The following is a 17,876-nucleotide window of genomic DNA, read 5'->3' on the forward strand; positions in this document are numbered from 1 at the left end:
GTTTTCCTTTTGAGCGTGCTATGCACTTTGATATGCACGCAAAAGTGCATAGCGCGCTCCTAGCCAATGTTATTCGATTCATCCATCCGCAAGGAGCTGGCGCGCAGCTTTGGCGCGACGCTCGTGGTGCTGGTGACCGTGGTCATGACCATGATGCTCATCCGCACCCTGGGACAGGCATCCAAGGGCAGCGTGAGCCCTTCCGATGTGATGCTGGTCATGGGCTTCACGGTGCTGGGGCAGTTGCCCACCATCTTGAGCCTGAGCCTCTTCATCGCTGTGGTCGGCACACTTTCGCGCATGTACCGTGACAGCGAAATGGTCATCTGGTTTGCCAGCGGCCGTGGCCTCATCAGCCTGCTGCGGCCCTTGCTGCGTTTTGCGTGGCCGGTCATGGTGGTCATTGCTGTGCTGTCGCTGCTGGTGTGGCCCTGGGCCAACTCCCAGATTCAGGAACTCAAGACGCGCTACGAACAACGCAGCGACATCGACCGCATCGCGCCCGGCGAATTCCAGGAATCCTCCAACGGAAGCCGGGTGTTCTTCATCGACAAGGACAGCCCCGACACGCAGGCTGGCAACAACATCTTCATCGCCGCCACCGACGGCGCCCGCGAATCCGTGACCTCTGCGCGCAGCGCGCGGCTGGAGACACGGGGCGGCGAGCGCATGGCGGTGCTGAGCGAAGGCCAGCGCCTGGAGACCTCGCGCGACAAGCCCGGCGTCAAGATCAGCGAGTTCTCTGAATACGGCACCCGCATTGGGTCGGCACCTGCAGGCTCGGCGGAAGAACTGTCTGTGAAGACCCGCGCCACGCACGAGCTGCTGATGCAACCCTTGCCCGCCTACCGCGCCGAACTGGGCTGGCGCTTGGGGCTGGCGCTGGCCGCCATCAACTTCGTCGTGCTGGGCCTGGCCGTGGCCAGCGTCAACCCGCGCGCTGCGCGCAGCACCAGCCTGGTGTTCGCGCTTTTTGCTTTCATCGTGTACTACAACCTCATGACGCTGGGGCAAAGCTGGGTGGGTGCGGGCCGTTTGGGCCTGGTGAGCTTCATGGTGCTGCTGCATGGCGGCATGCTGACGATGTCGCTGCTGATCCTGGCTGCGCGCCACAACCACTGGACCGTGCGGCGGCTCTGGCAGCCCCGTCCGACCAGGAGCCCCGCATGAAAACCATTCGCCGCCTGATCCACCGCGAAGCCCTGTTCGCCGTGGCCTTTGTCACCGCCGGATTTCTGGCGCTGTTTTTCTTTTTTGACCTGGTGGACGAACTGCGCTGGGTGGGCCGCACCGGCGCCGAGGGCTACCAGCTCTCGCACGCATTCCTGTTCGTGGTGCTGAGCATTCCCAGCCACCTGTACGAATTGCTGCCCATTACCGTGCTCATCGGAACCATCTTCGTGATGGCGCGGCTCGCCCAAAGCTCCGAGTTCACCATCATGCGCACCAGCGGCATGGGCCCGTGGCGCGCCTTGCGCACCCTCGTGGCGCTGGGGGGCTTCTTTGTACTGTTGACCTTTGCGGTAGGCGACTACATTGCGCCGCTGACCGACCGCGCCGCTCAACTCGTCAAGGTGCGATACCTGGGGCGCCTGACCACGGGCGCCACGGGCGCCTGGCTCAAAGAGCGCCAGGACGACCACTCCTATGCCGTGAACGTGCGCGCCCTCACACCCAATGGCGGCATGCTGGACGTGCGCATCTTTGAATTCGATGCCAAGGGCCGGCTCGCCTCGCAGACGCGGGCCGCATCCGGCCAGTTTGGGCCGGACGGTGCGTGGAACCTGGAGCAAGTGCAGCGCAGCCGCTTCGAACAGCGCGGCAACGACGAGGCGCGTGTGGAGCACCTGGATGCACCCACCTTGCAGTGGCCCACCCGCATCAGCGCCGACATGGTGGCCGCCTCGCTGCTCAAACCCGACCGCATGGCCACCATCGACCTCTTCCAGTACATCCGCCACCTCGACGCCAACGGCCAGTCTGCCCAGCGGTACGAAATCGAGTTCTGGCGCAAGGTTTTCTACCCGCTCAGTTGCCTGGTGATGGTGGTGCTGGCCCTGCCTTTTGCCTACCTTCATTTCCGCTCGGGCGGCATTGCGGGCTATGTGTTTGGTGGCGTCATGGCGGGCATCAGCTTCTTCTTGCTGAACAACGTGTTCGGCTATGCAGGCAACCTGCAGAACTGGTCGCCCTGGCTCACCGCCGCCGCGCCGGGGCTCATCTATTCCGTGCTGTCGCTAGCCGCCTTCGGCTGGCTGGTGCTTCGCCGGTAAAATTTTTTTAAGCCTTTTTGGCCTCTACCGCTTATGCAGCAAGCGCAAGCCGCTATCATTTTATTCGCACACGGATCGCGGGACCCACTCTGGCGTGTGCCGCTGGAAGCCGTTGCGGCGCATATCGCCGCGCAGCAGCCTGGCAGGCCGGTCCTTTGCGCTTACCTGGAACTGTGCACACCATCGCTGCCAGATGCCGCCCAGCAACTCGCCGCACAGGGCGCCACGCAGGTCACCGTGGTGCCCATGTTCCTGGGCACCGGCAAGCATGCGCGTGAAGACCTGCCCGTGCTGGTGCAGGACCTGCGTGCCGCCCACCCCGGCGTTCATTTCCACGTGCAGACCGCCATCGGCGAAGACCCGCGCATGACCGCATTGATGGCAGAAATCGCGTGCGAGGCGCCCCAAAGCTGAGGTTCTTCCAATATCTCTTAGATGCTTGCAGCATAATGATGCAACCCTTTAGGCGATATCAGATATGAACCTGCACCAATTCCGCTTCGTTCAAGAGGCAGCACGCCGCAACCTCAACCTGACTGAAGCCGCCAAGGCCCTGCACACCTCCCAGCCCGGCGTCTCCAAGGCCATCATCGAGTTGGAAGAAGAACTGGGCGTGGACATCTTTGCCCGCCACGGCAAACGCCTCAAGCGCATCACCGAGCCCGGCCAGCACGTGCTCAAAAGCATCGAAGTCATCATGCGCGAGGTGGGTAACTTGAAGCGCATTGGCGAGCAGTTCAGCGCGCAAGACAGCGGCACCTTGAGCATCGCCACCACCCACACCCAGGCCCGCTACGTGCTGCCCGTGCCCGTGGCCCGGCTGCGCGAGGCCTACCCCAAGGTCAACATCAGCCTGCACCAGGCCACGCCGCACGAGGTGGCGCGCATGGTGATCGATGAAGTGGCAGAAATCGGCATGGCCACCGAATCCCTGGCCGATTACCCCGAACTCGTCACCCTGCCCTGCTACGAATGGCAGCACGTGCTGGTCGTACCCAACGACCACCCGCTGGCGCAGAAGGAACGCATCGGCCTGGACGACCTGGCGCATGAGGCGCTGATTACCTACCACCCCTCGTTCACCGGCCGGGGCAAGATCGACCAGGCCTTTGCCGCCCGCAAGCTTCAGCCGCGCATCGTGCTCGAAGCCATCGACTCGGACGTGATCAAAACCTACGTGCGCCTGGGCCTGGGCATCGGCATCGTGGCCGAGATGGCCATGCGCGACGACCCGGTGGGCGACCTGGCCGTGCGCCCTGTGGGCCACCTTTTCGGGCAGAGCGTGGCACGCGTTGCCTTCAAGCGCAGCGCCTACCTGCGCAACTTTGTCTATAAATTTGCCGAACTGCTCAGCGACCGGCTGAGCCGTGACCTCATCGCCCGAGCGATGACGGGGCACGTCAACGACTATGAGCTGTGACTTCGCCGTAGTTCGCCTGTCTTCAAAACACCTTTGATTTTTACGTTGTTGCGCCATGACCCAAGCTAACGCTGCCGCCCGCACCCCAGCCTTTCCCAGCAAGCTGCCCCACGTCGGCACCACCATCTTCACGGTGATGTCGGCCCTTGCCACCGAACACAAGGCCGTCAACCTGGGCCAGGGCTTTCCAGACTTTGAATGCGCCCCTGAGCTGGTGAACGCCGTCACCGCTGCCATGCAGGCCGGGCACAACCAGTACCCGCCCATGCCCGGCATCCCTGCGCTGCGCGAGGCCGTGGCTCGCAAGATCGAGGCGCTGCACGGCCGCGCCTATAACCCCAACACCGAAATCACCATCACTGCGGGCGCCACGCAGGCCATCATCACCGCCATACTCGCCATCGTGCACCCGGGTGATGAGGTGATCGTGCTCGACCCCTGCTACGACAGCTATGTGCCCAACATCGAGCTGGCTGGCGGCAAGGCCGTGCGCGTGCCGCTCACGCCAGGCACCTTCCGCCCCGACTTCGCCAAGATCAGCGCCGCCATCACGCCGCGCACCCGCGCCATCCTCATCAACAGCCCGCACAACCCCAGCGCCACCATCTGGACGGCCGAGGAAATGCGCCAGCTCGAAGACCTGCTCGCGCCCACCGACATCCTGCTGATCAGCGACGAGGTGTACGAACATATGGTGTTCGACGGCGCCGACCACCAGAGCGCCGCGCGCTTTGCAGGCCTGGCCGCCCGCGCCTTCATCGTGTCGAGCTTCGGCAAGACCTTCCACGTTACCGGCTGGAAGGTCGGCACCGTGGCTGCGCCCGCAGCGCTGACGGCCGAATTTCGCAAGGTGCACCAGTTCAACGTGTTCACCGTCAACACGCCCATGCAGCACGGCCTGGCCGCCTACCTGCAAGACCCCACGCCCTACCTGCAACTGCCCGCGTTCTACCAGGCCAAGCGCGACTTGTTCCGCCAGGGCCTGGAAGGCTCACGCTTCAAGCTGCTGCCCAGTACCGGGAGCTACTTCCAGTGCGTGGATATCTCGGCGATCAGCGACTTGAACGAGGCCGATTTCTGCCAGTGGCTCACCCGCGAGGTAGGCGTCGCCGCGATTCCGCTGTCAGCGTTCTATGGCGACGGGTTTGACCAGCGCGTGGTGCGGTTCTGCTTTGCCAAGAAGGACGAAACGCTGCGCGCCGCGCTGGAGCGACTGCGCAAGCTTTGATCTGCAGGGCCTATTGAGGCCCTACCTCGTCTGCCGCGCCAGCCACACCCCCACCACTGCCAACGCCATCCCCACCAGCGCCCAACCGCTGAGCGTCTCGCCAAACATGGCCCAGGCGATCAGCGCGGTGGTGGGCGGGGTCAGGTAGAACAGGCTGGCCACGTTCACCGCGCCGCCCCGGCGAATGAGCAGGTTCAGCAGGCTCACCGCCCCCAGCGAGAGCACCAGTACCAGCCAGCCCAGCGCAAACACAAACTCTCCCGTCCACGATATGGCCATGGATTCGGTGGCGTAGGCGACGGCGGCCATGGCCACGGCACAGGGTAGGTACTGAATCACCGAGCCCGTACGCAAGTCGAACGAGGGGCAGAACCGCTTCTGGTACAGCGTGCCGGCCGTGATGCCCAGCAGCGCGACCACAGCGGGCAGCAGCATTCCCAACAAAGCACCCGCCGGCACGGTGGCCACCTTGCCCGCCACCACCAGCGCCACGCCGGTAAAGCCCAGGGCCAGGCCCGCCCACTGGGCCGGCCGCACCTTCTCGCCCAGCAAAGCCCCGGCCACCAGGGCTGTCAGCAGTGGCTGCAACCCCACCACCAGCGCCGTGATGCCTGACGGCAGCCCGTGCCCGATGGCCATGAACACCCCACCCAGGTACACGCCGTGCACCAGCAGGCCCGACACCCCAATGTGCAGCCAGGCCCGTCCCGTTGGCGGCCACGGCGCACGCGCCACGGCGACCACCGCGAGCATGAGCACGATGACGATGGCAAACCGCAGCGCCAGAAAGGTCAGTGGCTCCACATACGGCAGCCCCAGCTTGGCGCCGATAAAGCCGGTGCTCCAGAGCGCCACAAAAAGCAAAGGAACCAGCGAATTGAGCGGACTGGAAGCGCTGGGACGGAGTGGAGTGGCCTGGGTCATGAAGAAAAGAAACGAAAACCGGGGTGGGGATGATCTCACCTCGCGAGCGCCTTGGCTCCGGGCTGGCATCCAAGCACTGCTGTGACCCGGCTCTCTTGCTAGAAAGCCTCAGTGTGTGCCCCAGCAAGGCGTTCAGCAGCAGACACACCCAACGCCTGCACCACCATCAGCCGGCCCGTGCCCCGCACAAAGGTGAATCAGAGCAAAAACAGCCTTTAGCGCAGGAAGATAAAGCGCCAACAGCTATCAACTGGATAGCACACCACCACACACCTGTTTGATAGTCCGGCCGCGCGCCCGCGCATCTTGATGCGATCTTGATACCCCACCCCGCACTCTTGCGCTCGTCTTGATGCGGCCATTCCTAGCATCGGTCCATGTCTCAAGGAGGACGCTATGGACTGGATATTTTTGGCGGCAGCAGGCCTGCTCTGGCTGGCTGTCTATGGGCTGGCCCAGGGTTGCGCGCGGCTGCAACAGCAAGCGCAAGGGGGGCGGTCATGACCAGCGGCTGGATGATTCTGGCGGCCGTGCTGGCTGCTGCCCTGTTGGTGTATCTGGTCGCCGTGCTGCTGCGGCCGGAGGACTTTTCATGAGCACCGGTGCCTGGCTGCAATTGGCAGTGTTTATCGCACTGCTGCTGGCGCTGGCATGGCCGCTGGCGCGTTGGATTGATACCGTGATGGCAGGCCGCTTTACCTTAGGGCGGCGGCTGGAGGGGCCGCTGTTCAAACTGGCTGGCGTGCGGCCCGACGAAGAAACTGGCTGGCTGCGCTACGCGCTGGGCCTGCTGGTGTTCAACGGCCTGGGCGTGCTGGCCGTGTATGCGCTGCAACGCTGGCAGGCGGTGTTGCCCCTCAACCCGCAAGGCATGGCTGCCGTGTCGCCGGACTCGGCCTTCAACACGGCCGTCAGCTTTGTCACCAACACCAACTGGCAAGGCTATGGTGGCGAGAGCACCATGAGCTACCTCACGCAGATGCTGGCGCTGACGGTGCAGAACTTTCTGTCTGCCGCCACGGGCCTGGTGGTCGTCATTGCGCTGGTGCGTGGTTTTGCAAGGCACTCTGCACAATCCATCGGCAATGTGTGGGCCGACCTGACCCGCGCCACGCTATGGGTGCTGCTGCCCCTGTCGCTGGTGTTGGCCGTGGTGTTTGCAGGCCAGGGGGTGATTCAGAACCTGTCGTCCTATACCGAGGCACAGACGCTGGAGCCCGTCCACTACGACGCCCCCAAGCTCGATAGCGCAGGCCATCCCGTGCTCGACGCACAAGGCGCCCCGGTCACCGAGCCCGCCACACAAACCACCCAGACGCTGGCCATGGGCCCCGTGGCCTCACAGCTCGCCATCAAGATGCTGGGCACCAACGGCGGTGGCTTCTTCAACGCCAACTCGGCCCACCCGTTCGAGAACCCATCGGCCGCCAGCAACCTGCTGCAGATGCTGGCGATCTTCCTCATCCCCGCCGCGCTGTGCCTGGTGTTTGGCCGCATGGTGGGCGATGAGCGCCAGGGCTGGACGATTCTGGCAACGATGAGCCTCCTATTCCTGGTCGCAGTGGTGGCAGCCACCACGTTTGAGCAGCAGGGCAACCCGCTTCTGGCCTCGCTGGGCGTGGACCAAGCCGCCAGCGCGCTGCAGCCGGGCGGCAACATGGAAGGCAAGGAAACGCGGTTTGGCATCGCCGCCTCGGCCCTGTTCGCAGTGATCACTACAGCCGCGAGCTGCGGCGCGGTGATTGCGATGCACGACAGCTTCACCCCCCTGGGCGGCATGGTGCCCATGGTGCTCATGCAGATGGGCGAGGTGGTATTTGGCGGCGTGGGCTCGGGCCTGTACGGCATGCTGGTGTTCGCCATCATGGCCGTGTTCATTGCCGGGCTGATGATTGGCCGCACGCCCGAATACCTGGGCAAGAAGATCGAGGCGCACGAGATGAAGCTTGTGTCCATCGCGATCCTCATCACCCCGCTGCTGGTGCTGCTGGGCACGGCCGTAGCGGTGATGAGCGAGGCGGGCCGCGCTGGCCTGGCCAACCCGGGCGCGCATGGGTTCAGCGAGGTGCTGTATGCGCTGTCTTCCGCCGCCAACAACAACGGCAGCGCCTTTGCAGGCCTGTCGGCCAACACCCCGTTCTACAACACGCTGCTGGCCGTGGCCATGTGGCTGGGGCGGTTTGGCGTGATCGTGCCCGTGCTGGCCATGGCCGGTGCCCTGGCCGCCAAGAAGCGCGCCACCGCCACCGACGGCACCCTGCCCACCCACGGCCCGCTGTTTGTGGCGCTGCTGGCTGGTGTGGTGCTGCTGGTGGGTTTGCTGAACTATGTACCCGCCCTGGCGCTGGGACCGGTGGTCGAGCATTTGATGCTCTGGCCACGTTAAGAAGATAGCTGGGAGATTGTGATGACTCGCAAAACATTGACCCTGTTCGACCCCGCTCTGGTGCGCCCCGCGCTGCTGGAGGCTTTCAAGAAGCTGGACCCGCGCGTGCAATGGCGCAACCCCGTGATGTTTGTGGTGTATGTGGGCAGCGCCTTCACCACTGCGCTGGCCGCCAGCAAACCTGAGAGCTTCACCGCTGCCGTGGCGCTGTGGCTGTGGTTCACCGTGCTGTTCGCCAACTTTGCCGAGGCCATGGCCGAGGGCCGCAGCAAGGCCCAGGCGGCTTCGCTGCGCGGCCTGAAAAAGCAGACCTGGGCGAAAAAGCTGGACGGCCAGTTTGACCGCAACACCCCACGCACCGCCATGACCTGGCTGCCCTTGGAGGCAGCCAACCTGCGCAAGGGCGATGTGGTGCTGGTGGAGGCGGGTGACACCATCCCTGCCGATGGCGAGGTGATCGATGGTGTGGCCTCGGTGGACGAGAGCGCCATCACCGGCGAATCCGCCCCGGTGATCCGCGAATCGGGCGGAGACTTCTCGGCCGTGACTGGCGGCACCCGCGTGCTGTCCGACTGGATCGTAGTGCGCGTGGCCGTGAACCCCGGCGAGACCTTCGTGGACCGCATGATCGCCATGGTGGAGAACGCCAAGCGCCACAAGACACCCAACGAGATCGCGCTGACCATTTTGCTGGTGGCGCTCACCATCGTGTTCCTGGGTGTGGTGGTCACGCTGCTGCCGTTCTCGCTGTTCAGCGTGCAGGCCAGCGGTGCGGGCGAGCCTGTGAGCCTGGTGGTGCTGGTGGCCCTGCTGGTGTGCCTGATCCCCACCACGATTGCTGGCCTGCTCAGCGCCATTGGCGTGGCGGGCATGAGCCGCATGATGCAGGCCAATGTGATCGCCACCTCAGGCCGCGCGGTGGAGGCTGCAGGCGACGTGGACGTGCTGCTGCTGGACAAGACCGGCACCATTACCCTGGGCAACCGCCAGGCCAGCCAGTTCATCTCGGCCCCGGGTGTCACGGATGCCGCCCTGGCCGACGCCGCCCAATTGGCATCGCTGGCCGACGAAACGCCCGAAGGCCGCAGCATCGTCGTACTGGCCAAGCAGAAGTTCAACCTGCGCGAGCGCGACATCGAGGCCATGGGCGCCCAGTTCGTGCACTTCACCGCCCAGACCCGCATGAGCGGGGTGGACCTGCCCGGCCCGCGCCTGCTGCGCAAAGGTGCAGCAGACGCCATCCGCAAGCATGTGGAGGCACTGGGCGGACGCTTTCCTACCGCCGTGCAGACGGCGGTGGACGACGTATCCCGCCGTGGCAGCACGCCCCTGGTGGTGGCCGATGGTGCCCACGTGCTGGGCGTGGTGGAGCTCAAAGACGTGGTCAAGGGCGGCATCAAGGAGCGCTTCGCCGAGCTGCGCCGCATGGGCATCAAGACCGTGATGGTGACCGGCGACAACCGCCTCACGGCCGCCGCCATCGCGGCCGAAGCGGGCGTGGACGACTTCCTGGCCGAGGCCACGCCCGAAGCGAAACTGCAGCTCATCCGCAGCTACCAAACGGCCGGGCAGCTGGTGGCCATGACGGGCGACGGCACCAACGACGCCCCCGCCCTCGCCCAGGCCGACGTGGCCGTCGCCATGAACACGGGCACACAAGCCGCCAAGGAGGCCGGAAACATGGTGGACCTGGACAGCAACCCCACCAAGCTCATCGAGATTGTGGAGACCGGCAAGCAGATGCTGATGACGCGCGGCTCGCTCACCACCTTCAGCATTGCCAACGACATCGCCAAGTACTTCGCCATCATCCCAGCGGCGTTTGTCACCACCTACCCACAGTTGTCGGCGCTGAACTTCATGCACCTGGCCAGCCCCTCGTCGGCCATCCTGTCCGCCGTGGTATTCAACGCGCTGATCATCATCTTTTTGATCCCGCTGGCCTTGAAGGGCGTGGCCTACCGCGCTGTGGGTGCCGCCGCGCTGCTGCGCCGCAACCTGGCCATTTATGGGCTGGGGGGCATGGTGGTGCCATTCGTTGGCATCAAGCTGATTGACATGGTGTTGGCCGCCGCAGGTCTGACCTGAGCCGTGCCCCAACCAAAGACACCGCCCCCAATCACTGACAAGGAAAATCGTATGCCTATCCGTATCCCCCGAGACGACACGCCCGCCAGCCCAGGCGGCCTGCTTCGCCCTGCACTCACGCTGTTTATCGCGCTCTCCATCGTCACCGGCCTGCTCTACCCGCTGCTCGTCACCGGCGTGGCGCAGACCGCGTTCCCCCACCAGGCCAATGGCAGCCTGATCACCCAGGGTGGCAAGACTGTAGGCTCCGAGCTCATCGGCCAGTCGTTCACCGAACCCGGCCACTTCTGGGGCCGCCCTTCAACCACGGCGCCCATGCCCTACAACGCATCGGCATCGGGCGGCTCCAACCTGGGCCCCACCAACCCGGCGCTGGCAGATGCCGTGAAGGCCCGCATCGAGGCGCTGCGTGCTGCGGACCCTGGCAACACCCGCCCCGTGCCCGTGGACCTGGTCACCGCATCGGCCAGCGGGCTCGACCCGCAGATCAGCCCCGCCGCTGCCGACTACCAGGCAGCCCGCGTGGCAAAGGCCCGCGGCCTGCCGCTGGCGCAGGTGCAGGCCCTGGTGCAGCAGCACACCGAAAGCCCCTGGCTGGGCCTGCTGGGCGAGCCGCGTGTAAACGTTCTCGCCTTGAACCTCGCCCTTGAATCGCTACCAAAACAATAGCTGCTTATGCTTGACGGGCAAGCGCCAGAGGCCAATTTGATTCAAAATTGACGAGTACACTGTGCCCATGCAGGATCGCCCCGACCCCGACGCGCTGCTGCAGCGCATCCAGCAAGAGCAGGCCCAGCAGCAGCGCGGGCGGCTCAAGGTGTTCTTCGGCGCCTGCGCGGGCGTGGGCAAGACCTTTGCCATGCTGTCGGCGGCAAGGGCCGCACAAGCGCAGGGCCTGCCCGTCACCATCGGCGTGGTCGAGACGCACGGCCGGGCCGACACCGAGGCGCTGACCACGCACCTGCAGCGCCTGCCACTGCGCGCCCTGCCCTACAAAGACCGCACCCTGCCCGAGTTCGACCTGGACGCCGCCCTGGCCTGGGGGGCAGAGCACCCCGAAGGCCTGGTGCTGCTCGATGAACTGGCCCACAGCAACGTGCAAGGCTCGCGCCACCCCAAGCGCTGGCAAGACGCCGAAGAACTGCTGGCCGCAGGCATCGACGTGTGGTCCACCATGAACGTGCAGCACCTGGAGAGCCTGAACGACATCGTCAGCGGCATCACCGGCATCCGCGTGTGGGAGACGGTGCCCGACCAGTTCTTTGACGCGGCCGACGAAGTGGTGGTGGTAGACCTGCCGCCCGACGAACTGCTGGAGCGCCTGAAGGCCGGCAAGGTCTACCTGCCCCAGCAGGCCGAACGCGCCGCCGCCAACTTTTTTCGCAAAGGCAACCTGCTGGCCCTGCGCGAGCTGGCCCTGCGCCGCACCGCCGACCGGGTGGACGATGAAATGCGCGCCTACCGCCGCGCCAGCACCACCACTGCCGAAGCCGTGTGGCCCAACCGCGAGGCCCTGCTGGCCTGCGTGGGCACGGGCGACAACGCCGAAAAGGTGGTGCGCAGCTGCGCCCGCCTGGCCGCGCAGCTCGACCTGCCCTGGCACGCCGTGCATGTCGAGACGCCCGAGCAGCAAGGCCGGTCGGCCACGCTGCATCCGCAGGTGGAACGCACCTTGAAACTTGCCCAACAGCTGGGGGCCGTGGCCTGCACGGTACTGCCTGCTGCCCAGCCTGCGCAGGCCCTGGTGCGCTATGCGCGCGAGCACAACCTGGTGCGCGTGGTCATGGGCCGCAGCGCACGCCGCTGGCCCTGGCAGACCACGCTGGCCGACCAGGTGGGGCATCTGGCCAGCGACCTCGACCTGCTGCAGGTGGGCACGCTGCCCGCCCGCGCAGGCCTGGCGCGCCCCCCCACCTCCAATGCATCGTCTGAAACCACGAACAAGGGCACTGCCTTCTGGCCTGGCTACCTGGCGGCGGCCCTGGCCTGCTGCATTGCCGCCGTGGTGGCCACGCCGCTGGCCGATGTGCTGGAGCTGACCAACATCGTCATGCTGTTTTTGCTGGTGGTGGTGGGCGTGGCCTTGCGGTTTGGACGCGGCCCTGCCGTGATGGCCGCTATTCTGGGTGTGGCGTTTTTCGACCTTTTCTTTGTACCGCCGCGCTTCACGTTTGCGGTCAGTGACGCGCAGTACCTCGTCACATTTGCCGTGATGCTGGTGGTGGCCCTGGTAGTGGGCCAGCTCACCGCCGGGCTCAAGGTGCAGGCAGAGTCCGCCACCGAGCGCGAACACCGCGTGCGCAGCCTGTACGACATGGCGCGCGACCTCTCTGCCGCGCTGCTGCCCGAGCAGGTGGCCGAAATCGGCGCGCGGTTCATGACCGGCGAGTTCAACGCAGGCAGCACCTTGGTGGTGGCTGACGACGACAACCGCCTTCAGATACTGCCCGGTGGCAGCGCGCCGGTGGACATGGCCGTGGCGCAATGGGCGTTTGAGCGCGGTGAGCCTGCTGGCCGGGGTACGGACACCTTGCACTCCAGCCCCACGCTGGTGCTGCCGCTCAAGGCGCCCATGCGCATCCGCGGCGTGCTGGTGGTGGCCATGCCCCAGGGCCAGGTGCCAGGGGTGGAACCGCGCCGCCTGCTGCAGACCTGTGCCTCGCTGCTGGCCATCTCGCTGGAGCGCATCCACTACATTGATGTGGCGCAAAAAAGCACGGTGCAGATCGAGTCCGAGCGGCTGCGCAACTCGCTGCTCTCTGCCATCTCGCACGACTTGCGCACGCCGCTGGCCTCACTGGTCGGCCTGGCCGAATCACTGGCCATGGTGCAGCCGCCCCTGCCCGCCCACCAGCAGGAGCTGACCGGCGCCATCCAGCAATCGGCCCAGCGCATGAGCGCGCTGGTCAACAACCTGCTGGACATGGCCCGCCTGGAGGCTGGGGCCGTGCAGCTCAACAAGGCCTGGCAGCCGCTGGAAGAAGTGGTGGGCAGTGCGCTGGCTGCCGGCGCCCCCGCCATGGGCGCCCACCGTGTGGTCGTGCACCTGCCCGACGACCTGCCACTGCTGCAGATCGACGCCGTGCTGATGGAGCGCGTGCTGGTCAATCTGCTGGAAAACGCCGCCAAGTACACGCCCGCCGGCACGGCCATCCACATCGGGGCGCAGGCCCAGAGCGATGCGGTGGCCCTGACCATCACCGACGAAGGCCCCGGCCTGCCCAAAGGCCGCGAGGAGCTGCTGTTTGAAAAGTTCGAGCGTGGGGCCCGCGAAAGCGCCACGCCCGGTGTGGGCCTGGGGCTGGCCATCTGCCGCGCCATCGTGCAGGCGCATGGCGGCAGCATCAGGGGCGAGACCATCCTCAACGCCCAGGGCCAACCTGCGGGCGCACGCTTCACGCTGCTGCTGCCACGCGGCACACCGCCCACCGATCTGGGCACCGATACCGATACCAACAGCGACGTTTGACGGCACGGCCCCGCAACCACCATGACCGACCTACCCACCCACATCCTCATCGTCGAAGACGAAGCCGACATCCGCCGCTTTGTACGCCTGACGCTGGAGAGCGAAGGCCACACCGTGCACGAGGCCGCCACCCTGCAGCGCGGCCTGATCGAAGCTGGCACGCGCCGCCCCGACCTGGTGGTGCTGGACCTGGGCCTGCCCGATGGCGACGGCGTGGACCTCATCCGCGACCTGCGCACCTGGTCGGCCATGCCCGTCATCGTGCTCTCGGCCCGCAGCACCGAAGCCAGCAAGATCGCGGCCCTGGATGCGGGGGCCGACGACTACCTGGTCAAACCGTTCGGCTCGGGCGAGCTGATGGCCCGCGTGCGCGCCCAGCTACGCCGCAGCCAGCGGGCCTCAAGCGCCGAGGCCACACCCGTTATCCAGTTCGGCCCCGTCACCGTGGACCTGGCCCGCCGAACGGTAGAGCGCCGCACGGGGGAGGATGGCAGCGAGGCCCTGCACCTCACGCCCATCGAGTACAAGCTGCTCACGCACCTGGCGTCACAGCCCGACCGCGTGATCACGCACCAGCAGTTGCTCAAGGCGGTATGGGGGCCAGGCCATGCCGAAGACACGCACTACGTGCGCGTGCACATGGCCAACCTGCGCAAGAAGGTGGAACTCAATGCCTCCATGCCCCAGCATTTGCGGACCGAGGCGGGCATCGGGTACCGTTTCGTGCCTTGAGCATTCATACCCATTTGCTTTCAAAAATATGAAACCGTAGTTGTCCGTTGCGTTGTGCGCCGCCCGCGATGCATGAAACTGGCGCAGCCCAAACCCAGTGCCGCCGCGCTGGGGGCGTACCCCTCACAGATGGCGAAGCAACGTGAGAGAGGGGGAAGGCGCGAAGCGACTCAGGGGGTGTTTCACTTCAGGCGCAGCGCAAGGCCCGCTCCCCCGCCACCCGCAAGCGCTCCTTCAACGAAACGGGTGCAAGCACTTCGAACTCCACATCGAGCGCCATCAGCCAGTACACCAGCGAATCGTTGGCGCCGCATTCCAGCTGGCACCGCTGCCCCTCATCGAGCGCCGACACCACACCTGCCGACTGCGGAATGCGTCTGGCCATCTCTTGATACGGTGCATGCAACACAATGCGCGCCTGTTCGGCATGGGGCGCCACTGCAATCGAACGTGAAACGTATGCCTTCAGATCCCCGCCATCGGGCGACACCCGGGGCGCGAAATGAGCACCCACCGTGGGAGCCCCCACGATGCGGTCGATACGGAAGGTGCGCCAGTCCTCCCGCACCCGGTCCCACGCCACCAAGTACCAGCGGTGGCCGGTATGGGCCAGGCCCTGGGGCTCCACGCTGCGTTCGGCGCTGCGGCCCTTGCTGTCGCCGTAGGTGAACGCCAGGCGCAACTGGTCACGGCAGGCCGACGCCAGCGTGGCCAGCAGCGAGGCATCCACCACCGGCCCGACACGGTCCATGGGCAGGATGGTGGAGCGTAGTGCATCCACCTGCTGCCGCAGGCGGGCGGGCATGGCCTGCTCCAGCTTGACCAGGGCCCGAAGTGCGGGCTCTTCAATGCCGCCGACCGCGCCGGCGGTGGCAGTGCGCAGGGCAATCGACACGGCCAGCGCTTCGTCGTCGTCCAGCAGCAAGGGCGGCAGCGCCTGACCGGCCCGGAAGGCATAGCCGCCCGCCACGCCGCTGCTGGCATGCACGGGGTAGCCCAGCTGGCGCAGGCGGTCGATGTCGCGCCGTAATGTGCGCGGGTGCACTTCCAGGCGCTCGGCCAGTTCCGGCCCCATCCAGTGGTTGCGCGTCTGCAGCAAGGAGAGCAGACGCAGCAGGCGGGTTGATGAAGTGAGCATGGCGCGACTTTACTTTCTATTGCGGACTGAAATTGTCCGCAATGGCTTTTACAGTGGCACCACCTTTTCTTCCACAACCACCCAAGGAGCTTTCCATGTCCATCGTTCTCTACTGGCATCCCATGTCCAGCGCCACCCCCATCGCCTGCGCCCTGACCGAGCTGGCCGTGCCCCACGAACGCGTGAAGATCGACATCCGCACCGGCGAGCAGCGCCGCCCGGAATACCTGGCCATGAACCCCAACGGCAAGGTGCCCACCTTGACTGTGGACGGCGCCCCCATGTTCGAGGCCCTGGCCATCCACCTCTGGCTGGGCCATCGCTTTGGCATTGAGCGCGGGCTGTGGCCCGCTGCGGGCACGCCCGAGGCGCTGCAGGCCCTGTCGTGGTGCACCTGGGCGTATGTGACCTATGGTGCGCTCGTGGGACGCCTGCATGTGGCAACCCAAGGCGAAGAGGTTTGGCGCAACGCCGCCCAAGCAGAAGCCCTCCTGCGTCAACTGAGCGAGTTGCTGGCGGTGCTGGACGCGCGGCTGGCTGCGCAGCCCTGGATGCTGGGTGCCGACTATTCGCTGGTGGATTTAGTAGTGGGCTCGGTGCTGGGCTACAGCCTGTACCTGGGCGCCCCCGTCAACGCGCACCCGCATGTGCAGACCTGGCTGGCGCGGGTGCAGGCACGCCCGGCGATGCAGATCGACGCTTGAAGACGGCGCGCAGAACGATGGGCGCTACAGCAGCACGATGTCGTACTGCTCCTGCCCCATCGCGCTCTCGGATTGCAGCGAGATCGGCTTCTTGATGAAGTCCGAGAGACCAGCCAGGTGCTGGCTTTCCTCGTCCAGGAACAGCTCCACCACGCGGGGCGACGCCACCACGCGGAATTCGCGCGGGTTGAACTGGCGGGCTTCGCGCAGGATCTCGCGCAGGATGTCGTAGCACACGCTGCGCGCGGTCTTCACGCTGCCCTTGCCCTGGCAGGCTTCGCAGGGCTCGCACAGCATATGGGCGAGGGATTCGCGCGTGCGCTTGCGCGTCATCTCCACCAAGCCCAGCTGCGAGAAGCCACCTGCCATGGTCTTCACGCGGTCGCGGGCGAGTTGCTTTTTGAACTCCGCCAGCACGGCCTGCTGGTGGTCGTCCCGCACCATGTCGATGAAGTCCACGATGATGATGCCGCCCAGGTTGCGCAGGCGCAGCTGGCGGGCAATGGCCTGGGCGGCCTCCAGGTTGGTCTTGAAGATGGTGTCGTCGAAGTTGCGTGCCCCCACGTAGCCCCCGGTGTTCACATCGATGGTGGTGAGCGCCTCGGTCTGGTCCACGATGAGATAGCCGCCAGACTTCAAATCGACGCGGCGCCCCAGGGCCTTGGCCACCTCTTCGTCGATGGAGTACAGGTCAAAAATCGGGCGTTCGCCCTTGTAGTGCTGTAGCTTGCCGGCAGCCGCTGGCATGAACTCCTGCCCAAACGCACGCAGGCGCTGGAACTGCTCCATCGAGTCGAGACGGATGGTCTGCGTATGGTCACCCACCAGATCGCGCAGCACGCGCTGCAGCAGGTCCAAATCCTGATGGAGCAGCGACATGGCAGGCAGCTTGAGCGATGCCTCCTTGATGCGCGCCCAGGTCTTGCGCAGGTAGGCAATGTCTTCGGCCAGTTCTTCGTCGGTAGAGTCTTCGCCATTGGTGCGCAGGATGAACCCGCCGCCACCGCCCGTGGATTTGTCGCCCACCAGCGCCTGCAGGCGCGCACGCAGCGCATCGCGCTCTGCGGGCGGAATCTTCTGCGACACGCCCACATGGTCGTCCTGCGGCAAAAACACCAGCAGGCGCCCGGCCACGCTGATCTGCGTGGAAAGGCGCGCGCCCTTGGTGCCAATCGGGTCCTTGATGACCTGCACCATGAGCGACTGGCCTTCGAACACCTGCTTTTCAATCGGCACCTGCGGCTCGTTCTTGCGGGCAAATGCGGGCGGCTCGCCATCGGGCTGGCGCTGCCACACATCGGCCACATGCAAAAAGGCCGCGCGCTCCAGGCCGATGTCGATGAAGGCCGACTGCATGCCCGGCAGCACCCGCGAGACCTTGCCCAGGTAAACGTTGCCCACCAGGCCACGCTCCAGCGTGCGCTCGATGTGCAGCTCCTGCACGGCGCCGTGCTCCACCACGGCCACCCGGGTTTCCTGGGGGGACCAGTTGATCAGGATGTCTTGTTGCATGG

General features: G+C 65.7%; 15 protein-coding genes. 12 read left to right on the forward strand and 3 right to left on the reverse strand.

The genetic code is table 11. From position 1 onward, the window contains the following. Nucleotides 1-66: 66 nt before the first annotated feature. From lptF to ACT89O_RS14080, 5 genes are all read left to right on the forward strand, one after another. Complete coding sequence (gene lptF, locus ACT89O_RS14060; protein WP_121420296.1) at nt 67-1,170, forward strand: LPS export ABC transporter permease LptF; 1,104 nt, start codon at nt 67-69, stop codon at nt 1,168-1,170. Beyond that, nucleotides 1,167-2,273, forward strand: a complete 1,107-nt coding sequence (lptG, locus tag ACT89O_RS14065) for an LPS export ABC transporter permease LptG (protein ID WP_055396018.1) — start codon at nt 1,167-1,169, stop codon at nt 2,271-2,273. The genes lptF and lptG overlap by 4 nt, the downstream gene beginning before the upstream one ends. A 33-nt stretch (nt 2,274-2,306) precedes the next feature. Further along, nucleotides 2,307-2,687, forward strand: a complete 381-nt coding sequence (locus ACT89O_RS14070; protein ID WP_055396016.1) for a sirohydrochlorin chelatase — start codon at nt 2,307-2,309, stop codon at nt 2,685-2,687. 64 nt (nt 2,688-2,751) lie between these two features. Continuing rightward, nucleotides 2,752-3,693 (forward strand): CysB family HTH-type transcriptional regulator, encoded by a 942-nt coding sequence (locus ACT89O_RS14075; protein WP_010458783.1) that lies wholly within the window; start codon nt 2,752-2,754, stop codon nt 3,691-3,693. 55 nt (nt 3,694-3,748) lie between these two features. Next, nucleotides 3,749-4,921, forward strand: coding sequence for a pyridoxal phosphate-dependent aminotransferase (locus tag ACT89O_RS14080; RefSeq protein WP_487260370.1), 1,173 nt, complete (start codon nt 3,749-3,751; stop codon nt 4,919-4,921). A 21-nt stretch (nt 4,922-4,942) separates the two neighbouring features. On the opposite strand, the gene ACT89O_RS14085 is transcribed toward ACT89O_RS14080, so the two are convergent. Further along, nucleotides 4,943-5,845, reverse strand: a complete 903-nt coding sequence (locus ACT89O_RS14085) for a DMT family transporter (RefSeq protein ID WP_487260371.1) — start codon at nt 5,843-5,845, stop codon at nt 4,943-4,945. Nucleotides 5,846-6,345: 500 nt separating this feature from the next. Between ACT89O_RS14085 and kdpF the strand changes: the two genes are divergently transcribed. The 6 genes from kdpF (at nt 6,346) to ACT89O_RS14115 (ending at nt 14,520) form a co-directional block, all read left to right on the forward strand. Continuing rightward, nucleotides 6,346-6,441 carry a K(+)-transporting ATPase subunit F gene (gene kdpF, locus ACT89O_RS14090; protein WP_010458774.1) on the forward strand — a complete coding sequence of 32 codons (96 nt, stop codon included), beginning with the start codon at nt 6,346-6,348 and terminating at the stop codon, nt 6,439-6,441. Continuing rightward, nucleotides 6,438-8,231, forward strand: coding sequence for a potassium-transporting ATPase subunit KdpA (kdpA, locus tag ACT89O_RS14095; RefSeq protein ID WP_487260372.1), 1,794 nt, complete (start codon nt 6,438-6,440; stop codon nt 8,229-8,231). Before kdpF ends, kdpA begins: the two co-directional genes overlap by 4 nt. 21 nt (nt 8,232-8,252) lie before the next feature. Further along, nucleotides 8,253-10,319, forward strand: a complete 2,067-nt coding sequence (gene kdpB / locus ACT89O_RS14100; protein WP_121420302.1) for a potassium-transporting ATPase subunit KdpB — start codon at nt 8,253-8,255, stop codon at nt 10,317-10,319. Between the two features lie 51 nt (nt 10,320-10,370). Then, the gene (kdpC, locus tag ACT89O_RS14105; protein WP_487260373.1) at nt 10,371-10,988 is read left to right on the forward strand and encodes a potassium-transporting ATPase subunit KdpC; all 618 of its coding nucleotides are present in this window, start codon (nt 10,371-10,373) and stop codon (nt 10,986-10,988) included. Nucleotides 10,989-11,055: 67 nt separating this feature from the next. Continuing rightward, on the forward strand, nt 11,056-13,788 hold the full coding sequence (locus tag ACT89O_RS14110) for a DUF4118 domain-containing protein (protein WP_487260374.1): 2,733 nt from the start codon (nt 11,056-11,058) through the stop codon (nt 13,786-13,788). A 21-nt stretch (nt 13,789-13,809) separates the two neighbouring features. Next, the gene (locus ACT89O_RS14115; protein ID WP_121420305.1) at nt 13,810-14,520 is read left to right on the forward strand and encodes a response regulator; all 711 of its coding nucleotides are present in this window, start codon (nt 13,810-13,812) and stop codon (nt 14,518-14,520) included. 187 nt (nt 14,521-14,707) lie between these two features. Here the strand turns inward: ACT89O_RS14115 and ACT89O_RS14120 are convergent, their stop codons facing one another. Next, nucleotides 14,708-15,658, reverse strand: a complete 951-nt coding sequence (locus tag ACT89O_RS14120) for a helix-turn-helix transcriptional regulator (protein WP_121506217.1) — start codon at nt 15,656-15,658, stop codon at nt 14,708-14,710. A gap of 95 nt (nt 15,659-15,753) precedes the next feature. Here ACT89O_RS14120 and ACT89O_RS14125 point away from each other — a divergent pair, with 95 nt between their 5' ends. Next, the gene (locus ACT89O_RS14125; RefSeq protein WP_487260375.1) at nt 15,754-16,362 is read left to right on the forward strand and encodes a glutathione S-transferase family protein; all 609 of its coding nucleotides are present in this window, start codon (nt 15,754-15,756) and stop codon (nt 16,360-16,362) included. Between the two features lie 24 nt (nt 16,363-16,386). Here ACT89O_RS14125 and rng read toward each other — a convergent pair whose 3' ends face one another. Next, entirely contained in the window at nt 16,387-17,874 is a 1,488-nt protein-coding gene (gene rng / locus ACT89O_RS14130; RefSeq protein ID WP_487260376.1) for a ribonuclease G, read from the reverse strand. Nucleotides 17,875-17,876 lie beyond the last annotated feature (2 nt).

It is taken from the genome of Acidovorax sp. NN32 (assembly GCF_057597245.1).